This window comes from Pseudomonas sp. GM25, from assembly GCF_000282255.1.
Taxonomy (GTDB): Bacteria; Pseudomonadota; Gammaproteobacteria; order Pseudomonadales; family Pseudomonadaceae; genus Aquipseudomonas; species Aquipseudomonas aphyarum.
In genome coordinates this window covers 321,182-333,677 of sequence record NZ_AKJQ01000029.1, presented here as the reverse complement: position 1 = coordinate 333,677, position 12,496 = coordinate 321,182, and the positions used below count along the sequence as shown (strand labels likewise).

Annotated in this window: 11 protein-coding genes; 10 read left to right on the top strand and 1 reads right to left on the bottom strand. The window is 61.1% G+C overall.

What is annotated here, in order from left to right:
- Nucleotides 1–8: 8 nt before the first annotated feature.
- The 7 genes from PMI24_RS08340 to PMI24_RS08310 all read left to right on the top strand — a co-directional run bounded on the left by PMI24_RS08340 (nucleotide 9) and on the right by PMI24_RS08310 (nucleotide 5,978).
- Entirely contained in the window at nucleotides 9–590 is a 582-nt protein-coding gene (locus PMI24_RS08340) for an alpha/beta hydrolase (RefSeq protein WP_007952774.1), read from the top strand.
- Between the two features lie 56 nt (nucleotides 591–646).
- Entirely contained in the window at nucleotides 647–1,579 is a 933-nt protein-coding gene (locus PMI24_RS08335) for a sigma 54-interacting transcriptional regulator (RefSeq protein WP_007952773.1), read from the top strand.
- 164 nt (nucleotides 1,580–1,743) lie between these two features.
- Nucleotides 1,744–2,541 (top strand): MetQ/NlpA family ABC transporter substrate-binding protein, encoded by a 798-nt coding sequence (locus PMI24_RS08330; protein WP_007952772.1) that lies wholly within the window; start codon nucleotides 1,744–1,746, stop codon nucleotides 2,539–2,541.
- Between the two features lie 462 nt (nucleotides 2,542–3,003).
- Complete coding sequence (locus tag PMI24_RS08325) at nucleotides 3,004–3,669, top strand: amino acid ABC transporter permease (RefSeq protein ID WP_007918712.1); 666 nt, start codon at nucleotides 3,004–3,006, stop codon at nucleotides 3,667–3,669.
- Nucleotides 3,650–4,309, top strand: coding sequence for an amino acid ABC transporter permease (locus PMI24_RS08320; RefSeq protein WP_007952770.1), 660 nt, complete (start codon nucleotides 3,650–3,652; stop codon nucleotides 4,307–4,309). Before PMI24_RS08325 ends, PMI24_RS08320 begins: the two co-directional genes overlap by 20 nt.
- Entirely contained in the window at nucleotides 4,306–5,103 is a 798-nt protein-coding gene (locus PMI24_RS08315) for an amino acid ABC transporter ATP-binding protein (RefSeq protein WP_007952767.1), read from the top strand. Before PMI24_RS08320 ends, PMI24_RS08315 begins: the two co-directional genes overlap by 4 nt.
- Entirely contained in the window at nucleotides 5,100–5,978 is an 879-nt protein-coding gene (locus PMI24_RS08310; RefSeq protein WP_007952765.1) for a transporter substrate-binding domain-containing protein, read from the top strand. The genes PMI24_RS08315 and PMI24_RS08310 overlap by 4 nt, the downstream gene beginning before the upstream one ends.
- Here PMI24_RS08310 and PMI24_RS08305 read toward each other — a convergent pair.
- Nucleotides 5,975–7,135 (bottom strand): AAA family ATPase, encoded by a 1,161-nt coding sequence (locus tag PMI24_RS08305; RefSeq protein WP_007952763.1) that lies wholly within the window; start codon nucleotides 7,133–7,135, stop codon nucleotides 5,975–5,977. The genes PMI24_RS08310 and PMI24_RS08305 overlap by 4 nt on opposite strands.
- Nucleotides 7,136–7,279: 144 nt before the next feature.
- On the opposite strand from PMI24_RS08305, the gene PMI24_RS08300 reads away from it, so the two are divergent.
- Genes PMI24_RS08300 through PMI24_RS08290 form a run of 3 tightly spaced genes read left to right on the top strand, consistent with a single transcriptional unit; the run spans nucleotide 7,280 to nucleotide 12,494 of the window.
- Nucleotides 7,280–8,383: an efflux RND transporter periplasmic adaptor subunit gene (locus tag PMI24_RS08300; protein WP_007952761.1), complete on the top strand. Its 1,104-nt coding sequence runs from the start codon at nucleotides 7,280–7,282 to the stop codon at nucleotides 8,381–8,383.
- Nucleotides 8,380–9,444 (top strand): efflux RND transporter periplasmic adaptor subunit, encoded by a 1,065-nt coding sequence (locus PMI24_RS08295; protein WP_007952759.1) that lies wholly within the window; start codon nucleotides 8,380–8,382, stop codon nucleotides 9,442–9,444. The genes PMI24_RS08300 and PMI24_RS08295 overlap by 4 nt, the downstream gene beginning before the upstream one ends.
- The gene (locus tag PMI24_RS08290; RefSeq protein WP_007952757.1) at nucleotides 9,441–12,494 is read left to right on the top strand and encodes an efflux RND transporter permease subunit; all 3,054 of its coding nucleotides are present in this window, start codon (nucleotides 9,441–9,443) and stop codon (nucleotides 12,492–12,494) included. The genes PMI24_RS08295 and PMI24_RS08290 overlap by 4 nt, the downstream gene beginning before the upstream one ends.
- Nucleotides 12,495–12,496 lie beyond the last annotated feature (2 nt).

The following is a 12,496-nucleotide window of genomic DNA, read 5'->3' as shown; positions in this document are numbered from 1 at the left end:
GCTCCCCCATGCGCAACGAATCAATCCGTTATCTGATTGTGCCGGGCTGGCAAGGATCGCCAGAAGATCATTGGCAAACCCACTGGCAAAACAGCCTGCCCAACAGCGCGCGGGTGGAGCAGGCCGACTGGCTGACGCCGCGTCGTGAAGACTGGGTCGCGGCGCTGGCCGAGGCGATTGCCGCCGACAGCTCGCCGGTGATTCTGATCGCGCACAGCCTGGGCTGCATCACCGTGGCTCATTGGGCGGCCACCGCGCCACTGCATCATTTGCGTCAGGTGCGCGGGGCGCTGCTGGTCGCACCGGCGGATGTCGAGCGTCCGGCGTGCGTGCCGGCACTGCGTAATTTCGCACCGATCCCGACCGATCTGCTGCCCTTCCCGAGCCAAGTCGTCAGCTCCGACAACGACGCCGCCGTCAGTGCGCCGCGTGCGCTGGAACTGGCGCGCAACTGGGGCGCCGAGGCGGGTATTCTCGCAGGCGCTGGCCATATCAACGTGAAGTCCGGGCATCAACGCTGGGAGCAGGGATTCGCTTATCTGTATCGCCTGCAAAACCGCATGGAACACCACGCCCGGCGCCGTGCCTGAACACTTTTATTTTTTCAACGCCCCCGTCTCCCGGCGATTTGGGGCGGGAGTCTGCCATGAGTTTTGAAACCTTCGGTCAGCCGTTGCTGACCTTTCCCGATGCGGAAAAAAGTCCCCTGAGCATTCGCGCCAAGGCGCTGGTGTTTGTCGATCCACGCTCGCGCCAGTTGCGCGAGGAAATGGCCCAGCTCGCACCGCGCTCGATCTCCGTGTTGATTCGCGGCGAGACCGGTACCGGCAAGGAATTGCTCGCCCGCCACATCCACCGTGCCAGTGATCGCAGCGGGTTGTTTGTCTCGGTCAATTGCGGGGCGATCAGCCCGACCTACGCCGATGCCGAATTGTTCGGCTACGCCGCCGGCAGCTACAGCGGCTCGGCCAGCAGTCGCGCCGGCTGGTTCGGCTCGGCCAACGGCGGCACCTTGTACCTGGACGAGATCGGCGACCTGCCGCTGCCGATCCAGATCAAGTTGCTTTCCGCCCTGGAAAACCACGAAGTCACCCGTGTCGGTGCACATCAGCCGAGCCCCGTGGACGTGCGCCTGGTCGCTGCGACCAGCATCGATCTGGCGCAAGCGGTGGCGGCGGGGAAATTCCACGAGCGGCTTTATCACTATCTCAGCGAGGGGCATCTGGAACTGCCGGCATTGCGCGCACGGATCGGCGACATTCTGTCGTTGGCCGAGTACTTCCTCGGCATCTACAGCCAGCGCCTGGATCTGCCGGTGCCGCTGATCAGCGAAGCGGCGCAGCAGGTGCTCGAACAGCACAGCTGGCCGGGCAACACCCGGGAGCTGGAAAACGTCATTCATTTTGCGCTGCTGGTGAGCACCGGCGACGAAATCCAGCCGGAGCACCTGAACCTGCCCGAGGTGTCTGGGCCGCAGGTTCAGATCGAACGTCAGGTGGCGAGCGTGAGCCTCAACGGCACCGTCGACGAACGTAAGGCATTGAAAGAATTGCTGTTGAGCCTGAGCGAGGCGTTGTAACCATTTTGTTCAACATGAACAAAATGGAATATGAAGCTGAATAAACGTTATTGTCCGGGAATAAAAAATCCCGGTATTGTCCGCTTCACGCCAGCAGTAGCACATCGCTGGCACACGTATTAATGCCGTCGTCGATGACGACCGATTTTCGATAAGGACACTGCATGAAAAAGGTTCTGTTGTTTACCGCATTGGCGGCTGCTCTGACTGCTTCCCTGGCCCAGGCCGGCGAGAAACTGGTGGTTGCTGCGACGCCGGTGCCGCACGCCGAAATCCTCGAGCTGATCAAGCCGACCCTCGCCAAAGAAGGCGTGGATCTGGAAATCAAGGTCTTCACCGACTACGTACAGCCGAACGTACAGGTGGGCGAGAAGCGTCTGGACGCCAACTACTTCCAGACCCTGCCGTACCTGAACAGCTTCAACCAGGGCAAATACAAGGACGACAAGGCCAAGTACCTGGTGACCGTGCAAGGCGTTCACGTTGAACCGTTCGGTGGCTACTCGAGCAAGTACAAGACCCTGGCCGAACTGCCGGACGGCGCCACCATCGCCATTCCGAACGAAGGCAGCAACAGCGGTCGCGCACTGATCCTGCTGCAGAAGGCCGGCCTGATCGAACTGAAAGATCCGAAGAACGCCCTGGCCACGCCGAAAGACATCGCCAAGAACCCGCACAACTTCAAGTTCAAGGAACTGGAGTCGGCCCTGCTGCCGCGCGTTCTGAAAGAAGTCGATCTGGACATGATCAACACCAACTACGCGCTGGAAGCCAAGTTGAACCCGACCAAGGACGCCCTGGTGATCGAAGGTGCTGATTCGCCTTACGTGAACTTCCTGGTTGCCCGTGAAGACAACAAGAACAGCGACGCCATCAAGAAACTGGCCGCTGCCCTGACCAGCCCTGAAGTCAAAGCGTTCATCGAGAAGAAGTACAACGGCGCGGTACTGCCGGCGTTCTGATCCGACGCAACAGCAACCCCCTTCAAGGTTGAAAAAAACGCCGATGACCAGTGATGGTCATCGGCGTTTTTTCTTGCGTGTGGATAACTCAGGCAGCACTGGTTTTCAGCGCCCTGCGCAAGGCCACCAGCCATTTCACGAAATCCTGCGGGTCCGGTCGCTGCGGCACTTTTACGTCCATGTTCTCTTCCTTGTTATGGGGTTGGCCGGGGGAGTCTGGCCAAAAGCTGTTCGTCCTTGGAGGGCTTTTACGAAAAAAAGATCCGTCCTACAGCGAAAGGAAAAATAGCCTTCTTATTCTGTAGGAGCAAACCCGCAGGATAGTTTTTTGCGTGATATCAATATGCTTTAACGGTATTTAAATTCTTTTTCTTATACCTTTAAAGTCGGTGCCTGCCGGACAGTTACCCGCTGTCCATGGACTGCACCACCGTCGCTTACCGAGCGGCGTCAGGATGTTTCATGACCTTCGATTACGCATTTATCCTCAGCACCCTGCCGGCGTTTCTCAAGGCCGTGGGCGTGACGCTGCAGGTCGGTTTGATCGCCATTGGCACCTCGCTGCTGGTGGCGTTGCTCAATGCGACGATTCTGGTGTTCCGCACGCCTTACCTGCAAAAACTGGTCGGGCTGTATGTGGAGCTGGCGCGCAACACGCCGCTGCTGATCCAGTTGTTCTTCGTCTACTTCGCGCTGCCGGCGCTGGGGATCAAGGTTTCCGGTTTCACTGCGGCGATCATCACCATGACTTTTCTCGGCGGCGCCTACCTCACTGAAGTGCTGCGCGCCGGCGTCGATGCGGTGCCTCAGGCGCAACTGGAATCCGGTCGCTCCATCGGCTTGTCCCACGGCCAGTTGCTGCGCTACGTGATCCTGCCGCAAGCCGGAATCCTCAGCCTGCCGTCGCTGTTCGCCAACTTCATTTTCCTGCTCAAGGAGACCACCGTGGTCTCGGCCGTGGCGGTGCCGGAGATTCTCTACACCACCAAAAGCTACATCGCGCTCTACTACAAAACCTACGAAATGCTCGCCGTGCTGACGCTGATCTGCGTGCTGCTGTTCCTGCCGCTGTCGCTGCTGTTGAGCCGTCTGGAAAGGAGGCTCCAGCATGGCCAGTTCGGGTCTTGAACTGCTCTGGGTGTCGTTGCCGCAGTTGGCAAAAGGCGCCGGGCAAACCCTGTCGATCTCGTTTCTGAGCATCGCCATCAGCACCGTCGGCGGTGTGCTCTACGGCGTGCTGCGCACGCTCAACGTGACGTGGCTGAACGCGCTGCTGCGAATCTATCTGGAGCTGTTCCGGGCGATCCCGGTGCTGGTCTGGTTATACCTACTGTTTTTCGGCCTGCCGATTTTCTTCGGCCTGAGCCTGCCGAGCTTCTGGTGCGCGGTGCTGGTGCTGTCGCTGTGGGGCGCCAGCGAGGTGGGCGAAGTGGCGCGCGGTGCGCTGCATTCGTTGCCGCGCGGGCAGCGTGAGGCGGGGCTGTCGATCGGCCTGAACGCGGCGCAGCTCTACGGCTACGTGCTGTTGCCCCAGGCGCTGAAACGCATGACGCCGCCGACCATCAACGTCTACACGCGGATCATCAAGACCAGTTCGCTGGCGGTGCTGATCGGCGTTGTCGATGTGATCAAGGTCGGCCAGCAGATCATCGAACGGACCTACGAATCAGTGCTGATCTACGGCGCGCTGTTCCTGTTTTTCTTTTTCATCTGCTACCCGCTGTCGGCCGCCTCGCGCGTGCTGGAGCGGCGCTGGACGCAAGCATGAGCGCATTGATCGAGTTTCAGGGCTTCAACAAATTCTTCGGCGAACAGCAGGTGCTCAAGGGCATCGACCTGCAAGTGACATCCGGCGAAGTCATCGTCATCCTCGGCCCCAGCGGCTGCGGCAAAAGCACCCTGCTGCGTTGCCTCAACGGTCTGGAAACCGCCCACAGTGGCTCTCTGAAATTCGCCGGTCGCGAATTGCTGGACAAGGCCACCGACTGGCGCGAAGTGCGTCAGCAGATCGGCATGGTGTTCCAGAGTTATCACCTGTTTCCGCACATGAGCGTGCTCGACAACTTGCTGCTCGGCCCGCTCAAGGTGCAGAAGCGCGAACGCCGCGAAGCACAGCAGCAAGCTGAAGTGTTGCTTGAACGCGTGGGCCTGTCGGACAAGCGCGACGCCTACCCGCGCCAGCTCTCCGGTGGCCAGCAGCAACGCATCGCCATCGTCCGTTCGTTGTGCATGAGCCCGCGGGTCATGCTCTTCGACGAAGTCACCGCCGCCCTTGATCCGGAGATGGTCAAGGAGGTGCTGGAAGTGATTCAGGGCCTGGCCCGCGAAGGCATGACCCTGCTTATCGTCACCCACGAAATGGCCTTCGCCCGCGCGGTGGCCGATCGCATCGTGTTCATGGATGCCGGGCGCATCCTTGAACAGAACCCGCCCGAGCTTTTCTTTACGAACCCGCAAACCGCACGCGCGCAGCAGTTCCTGGAGAAGTTCTCCTACGTTGAAGCACTGCCTTCAACGACTTCGCCCAAAACGACTCAACCCAAGGAACTGGAACTGCCATGAAAACTGCCAAAGCCCTATTTGCTTTACCGCTGATCAGCCTCGCGCTGCTGGCCGGCTGCAACAAGACCGAAGAACCGGCCAAGCCGAAAGTCGCCAGCGAAAGCACCGCGCCGGCCGGTTACCTGGACAAGATCAAGGCCCGCGACAAACTGATCGTCGGCGTCTTCACCGACAAGCCGCCGTTCGGTTTCGTCAACGAAGCGGGGCGCTACGTCGGCTTCGATACCGACATCGGTCGTCAATTCGCCAAGGATCTGCTGGGCGATGAAAACAAGGTCGAGTTCGTGGCCGTCGAGCCGGCGAGCCGCATTCCGTTCCTGCAAAGTGACAAGGTCGACCTGATCCTCGCCAACATGACCGTGACCCCGGAGCGCAAGGAAGCGGTGGAATTCACCAACCCGAACCTGAAGGTCGCGGTGCAGGCGCTGGTGCCTCAGGGCAGTGAAGTGAAGAAACTGGATGACCTGGCGACCCGCACCACCATCGTCACCACCGGCACCACCGCCGATATATGGCTGACCAAGAACCACCCGGACTGGAAACTGCTGAAGTTCGAGAAAAACTCCGAGTCCCTGCAAGCCCTGGCCAACGGCCGTGGCGATGCCTACGCGCAGGACAATCTGGTGCTGTTCAGCTGGGCCAAGCAGAACCCGGGCTACCGTGTGCTGGACGAAAAACTTGGCGCCGAAGCGCCGATTGCACCGGCGGTGAAGAAGGGCAATATCGAACTGCGCGATTGGGTGAATACCGAGCTGGCCAAGCTGGGCGAAGAGAAATACCTGCTCAAGCTGTATGACCAATATGTGCGCAAAGAGCTGAGTGATGACACCAAGCCTGAGAGCGTGATTGTTGAAGGCGGGAAGTGGCAGGGTTAATCAGGCCAGTTCCACGCCGGCTCATCCAGAACCCTCTGCCCGACGATCCCTGTCTGGCCGAGGGTTTTTTCCAGCACGATGCAATTGCATTCCGGGTCTTCCTGCAACGCCGAAATCAATCGCCGGGCATGGGACACCACCCACACCTGACACTGCTCCGACACGCGGATGATCAAGCGCGCCAGCGCCGGCAGCAGGTCCGGATGCAGGCTGGTTTCCGGCTCGTTCAGCACCATCAGCGACGGCGGGCGTGGCGTCAGCAGCGCGGCGACCAGCAGCAGATAGCGCAACGTGCCATCCGACAGTTCCGCCGCCGACAGCGGCCGCAGCAATCCTTCCTGAAAAAACTCGATAGCGAAGCGTCCGCCCGCCAGCGGCGCGATGTTCAGCCGTGCGCCGGGAAACGCATCACTGATCGCCGCCTGCAGCGCTTCGGGATCGCCGATCTCGCAGATGGTCTGCAACGCCGCTGCCAGATCGCGCCCGTCGTGGTGCAGCACCGGCGTGCGCGTGCCCAGTTGCGGCTGGCGTACCGGGGCGTCGGCGTCGCTGCGAAAGTGATCGTAGAAGCGCCAGCGGCGGATGAACTCGCGCATCTGGAACACTTCCGGCGAGGTACGCAGGCTGCCGACCTGATCGAACAGACTGTCGAAGTTCGGCGTGTATTGCGCGAGAACATCCCAGCCACGACCTTCACGGGCACGGATCATCGGCCCGTCGCGATCCACCAGCAGACTGGCCGGACGATAGAGCGGCCCGGCCCAGATGCATTCCTTTTTGATTTCCGGGTCGAGGGAAAAGAACGAGAGGCTTGGCTCCGGCAAACCCAGGGAGATCGAATAGCTGAAATCTTCCCCGGCAAAGCCCAGACGCAGGCGTTTGACACCCTGGCGCACCGTGGACTGGATCGGCACTTCACCGTTGCGTATGCGACGGCTGATGGTTTCTGGCCCGGCCCAGAAGGTCGAGTCGAGCCCACCCTCCCGGGCCAACGCATTGACCACGCCGCCCTGAGCGGTTTCCGCCAGCAACCGCAGCGCCCGGTACAGATTGGACTTGCCGCTGCCGTTGGGGCCGGTGATCAGGTTCAGACGGCCCAGCGGAATCACCAATTTATTGATCGAGCGGTAATTGGCTACCGCGAGGGTCTTGAGCATGAAAATCCTTCTTGAGTGCCCCGAAATCCGGGTCAGGATACTCGCTGCACAGAAATGCATATATCGCCCGGACGAAGGTTGAACCCTGTTCTAAGCTCACAGTCGTATCGTCACTTGCACGTTCGTACACAGGAAGGAGTCTGCATGGCGAGTCCCGGATTGAAAACAGCGGTCATGCTGAGTCTGTTCGCTTTGTTGAGCGCGTGCGGCGAGAAAAAGGCCCCCGCCGAATACCTGCCCCGGGTCTTCGTGCAGGAGGTCAACCCCGCCAATTACGCCGCCGCCGTGACCCTCACCGGCGACGTTCAGGCGCGTGTGCAGACCGAGCTGTCGTTCCGGGTCGGCGGCAAGATCATCCAGCGCATGGTCGATGTCGGTGACCGTGTCTCGGCCAAACAAGTGCTGGCCAAGCTTGATCCGAAGGATTTGCAGACCAACGTCGATTCCGCCCAGGCCCAGGTGCTCGCCGAGCAGGCGAGGGTCAAACAGAGCGCCGCCGCGTTCGTCCGCCAGCAGAAACTGTTGCCCAAGGGCTACACCAGCCAGAGCGAATACGATTCCGCGCAGGCCGCCTTGCGCAGCAGCCAGAGTGCCTTGAGCGCGGCCCAGGCGCAGTTGGCCAATGCCAAGGATCAATTGAGCTATACCTCGCTGATTGCCGATGCGCCGGGCGTCATCACCGAGCGTCAGGCCGAAGTCGGTCAGGTGGTTCAGGCCACAGCGCCGATTTTCAGCCTGGCCCGTGACGGTGACCGCGACGCCGTGTTCAATGTTTACGAATCCCTGCTGGCCGAGCGGCCGGCGGAGCGTTCGATTGTCGTCAGCCTGCTCGACAACCCCGCCATCAAGACCACCGGCACCGTGCGTGAAATCACCCCGGCGGTGTCCGCGCAGTCCGGCACGGTGCAGGTCAAGGTCAGCCTCGACAGCCTGCCGCAAGGAATGCAACTGGGCTCGGTGGTGAGCGCCACGGCCAAGGGCACCGGCAAGTCGGCCGTTGAGTTACCGTGGTCGGCGCTGACCAAGAACGTCAGCGATCCGGCCGTGTGGATGGTCGACGATAAAGGCGAAGCGCAGTTGCACAACGTTACCGTCAGCCGCTACCTGATCGGCAAGGTCATCATCAGCGAGGGCCTCAAGGGCGGGGAAAAAGTCATTGTTGCGGGTGGGCAGTTGCTGCATCCGGGCATGAAGGTCGAAATTGCCGAAAACACCTACAAGGATCTGCAACCGGGAGCACAGCCATGAAGCGTCTGGGGCTGTTATCCATTGGCGTGTTGCTGGCCGCCTGTTCGAAAAGCGAGCCACCGCCGGAGCCGGTACGGCCGGTGTTGTCGGTCAAGGTTGAAGCGTTGAGCGAGGAAAACCTCGGGCGTTTCGCCGGCAGCATTCAGGCGCGCTATGAAAGCAACACCGGTTTTCGTGTCGGCGGGCGCATTGCCAGCCGCAACGTCGACGTCGGTACCGAGGTGCAGAAGGGCACGCTGCTCGCCACCCTCGATCCGTCCGATCAGCAGAACCAGCTGCGTTCGGCTCAGGGCGATCTGGCCAAGGTTCAGGCACAACTGATCAACGCCCAGGCCAATGCCCGCCGTCAGCAAGCGCTGTTTGACCGGGGCGTCGGGGCGCAGGCGCAACTGGACATTGCGATGACGGACCTGAAAACCACCCAGGCTTCACTGGATCAGGCACGTGCGGCGGTCAATCAAAGCAAGGATCAACTCGACTACACCGAGCTGCGTTCCGATCACAAAGCCGTGGTGACCGCGTGGAACGCCGAGGCCGGGCAAGTGGTGACGGCGGGCCAGCAAGTGGTGACCCTGGCGCAACCGGACATCAAGGAAGCGGTGATCGATCTGCCGGACACACTGGTCGATGAGATCCCGTCCGACGTGGTGTTTCTGGTGGCCGGGCAGCTCGATCCGAGCATCAACACCACGGCCACCCTGCGCGAGATTGAACCGCAGGCACAAAGCGCGACGCGCACTCGACGCGCACGGCTGACTTTGGCCAACACGCCCGACGGCTTCCGCCTCGGCACGGCGATCAGCGTCACCCTCAGCTCGGCGATCAAGCCGCGTATCGAATTGCCCGTCACTGCGTTGCAGGAGGTCGATGGCAAACCGCGAATCTGGGTCATCGACACCCAGAGCAAAACCGTCAACCCGCGCGACGTCAGCGTGATCAGCCGCACCGACAGCAGCGTGGTGCTCGCAGGGGGCGTGAAGAACGGCGAGCGCGTGGTCAGCGCCGGCGTCAACAGTCTCAAACCCGGACAATCCGTGAAACTTGACGAGGACAGTCAATGAAAGGCTCTTTCAATCTCTCCGAATGGGCCCTCAAGCATCAGTCTTTCGTCTGGTATCTGATGTTCGTCGGATTGCTCATGGGGGTGTTCTCCTACTTCAATCTGGGGCGCGAGGAAGACCCGTCGTTCACCATCAAGACCATGGTGATCCAGACCAAATGGCCGGGCGCGACCCAGGAAGAAACCCTCAAGCAGGTCACCGACCGCATCGAGAAAAAACTCGAAGAGCTCGACTCCCTCGATTACGTGAAAAGCTACACGCGCCCCGGCGAATCGACGGTGTACGTGTACCTGCGCGACACCACCAGCGCCAAGGACATTCCGGAAATCTGGTATCAGGTGCGCAAGAAGATCAACGACATTCGCGGGCAGTTTCCGCAAGGCATTCAGGGGCCGGGATTCAACGACGAATTCGGTGACGTGTTCGGCTCGGTGTATGCCTTCACCGCCGACGGCCTGACCATGCGCCAGTTGCGCGATTACGTGGAACAGGCGCGGGCCGAGATCCGCAATGTGCCGGGGCTGGGCAAGATCGAGATGATCGGTCAGCAGGACGAAGTGCTGTACCTGAATTTCTCGACCCGCAAACTCGCGGCGCTGGGCATCGATCAGCGTCAGGTGGTGCAGAGCCTGCAATCGCAGAACGCCGTGACCCCGGCCGGTGTCATCGAGGCGGGGCCCGAGCGGATTTCCGTGCGGACTTCGGGGCAGTTCGCTTCGGAGAAAGACCTGGCCGAGGTCAATCTCAAACTCAACGACCGTTTCTATCGTCTGGCCGACGTGGCCGACATCACCCGTGGTTACGTCGACCCGGCCACACCTGAGTTCCGTTTCGACGGCAAGCCGGCGATCGGTCTGGCGATTGCCATGCAGAAGGGCGGCAACGTCCAGGAGTTCGGCAAGGCCCTGCATAAACGCATCGATGAGCTGACCGCGGATCTGCCGGTTGGCGTGGGTGTGCACACGGTGTCCGATCAGGCGGTGGTGGTGGAGGAGGCTGTTGGCGGCTTCACCAGCGCGTTGTTCGAAGCGGTGGTGATCGTGCTGGTGGTCAGCTTCATCAGCCTTGGCGTGCGCGCCGGGCTGGTGGTGGCGTGCTCGATCCCGCTGGTGCTGGCGATGGTGTTCGTGTTCATGGAATACAGCGGCATCACCATGCAGCGGATTTCCCTCGGCGCGCTGATCATTGCCCTCGGCCTGTTGGTGGACGACGCGATGATCACCGTGGAAATGATGGTCACGCGCCTGGAAATGGGCGAAAGCAAGGAGGAGGCGGCGACGTTCGCCTACACCTCGACGGCGTTCCCGATGCTCACCGGTACGCTGGTGACGGTCGCCGGTTTCGTCCCCATCGGTCTCAACGCCAGTTCTGCCGGCGAGTACACCTACACCCTGTTCGCAGTGATTGCCGTGGCGATGATCGTGTCCTGGATTGTGGCGGTGTTCTTCGCCCCGGTGATCGGCGTGCACATTCTCAGCACCAACGTGAAACCCCATGAAGCTGAACCGGGTCGCGTTGGCCGCGCATTCAACGGCGGTTTGCTGTGGTGCATGCGCAACCGCTGGTGGGCCATCGGCATCACCGTGCTGTTGTTTGTGCTGGCGGTGTTCTGCATGCGGTTTGTGCAGAATCAGTTTTTCCCGTCCTCGGATCGACCGGAAATCCTGGTCGACCTCAACCTGCCGCAAAACGCCTCGATCGACGAGACCCGCAAGGCCGTCGACAAACTCGAGGCCACGCTCAAGGGCGACCCGGACATCGTGCGCTGGAGCACTTACATCGGTCAGGGTGCGATCCGTTTCTACCTGCCACTCGACCAGCAATTGCAGAACCCGTACTACGCGCAACTGGTGATCGTCAGCAAAGACTTCGAAGCCCGCGAGGCCTTGAGTCAGCGCCTGCGCGAACGCTTGCACAAGGACTTCGTCGGTATCGGCAGTTACGTGCAGGCGCTGGAAATGGGCCCGCCGGTGGGGCGTCCGATCCAGTACCGGATCAGCGGCAAGGACATTGACCAGGTGCGCAAGCATGCCATCGACCTGGCGACTGAACTGGACAAGAACGAGCACATCGGCGAGATCATTTACGACTGGAACGAGCCGGGCAAAGTCCTGCGTATCGACATCGCCCAGGACAAGGCGCGCCAGCTCGGGCTGTCGTCAGAAGACGTGGCGAACCTGATGAACAGCATCGTCAGTGGCGCGCCGCTGACCCAGGTCAACGACGACATCTACCTGATCAACGTGGTCGGCCGCGCGGTGAGTTCGGAACGCGGTACGCCGGAAACCCTGCAGAACCTGCAGATCGTCACACCCAACGGCACGTCGATTCCGCTGCTGGCCTTCGCCACGGTTCGTTATGAGCTGGAGCAGCCGCTGGTGTGGCGTCGCGACCGCCTGCCGACCATCACCATCAAGGCGTCGGTGCGTGACGAGATTCAGCCGACCGATCTGGTGAAAATCCTCAAGCCGTCCATTGATGACTTTGCGGCCAAATTACCCGTGGGCTACAAGGTCGCCACCGGCGGTACGGTCGAGGAGAGTGGCAAGGCGCAGGGGCCGATTGCCAAGGTGTTGCCGCTGATGCTGTTCCTGATGGCGACCTTCCTGATGATCCAGTTGCACAGCGTGCAGAAGCTGTTCCTGGTGGCCAGTGTTGCGCCGCTGGGGCTGATCGGCGTGGTGCTGGCGCTGGTGCCGACCGGCACGCCAATGGGCTTCGTGGCGATCCTCGGGATTTTGGCGTTGATCGGCATCATCATCCGCAACTCGGTGATTCTCGTGACCCAGATCGACGAGTTCGAGCGCAAAGGTTATGCGCCGTGGGATGCGGTGGTGGAAGCCACCGAACACCGGCGTCGTCCGATCCTGCTGACCGCCGCCGCGGCGAGCATGGGCATGATCCCGATCGCCCGGGAAGTGTTCTGGGGGCCGATGGCCTACGCGATGATCGGCGGGATCGTGATCGCGACCCTGCTGACGCTGCTGTTTCTGCCGGCGCTGTACGTGGCCTGGTACAAGATTCGCGAGCCGAAGAAAGAGGCGCAGTAAGG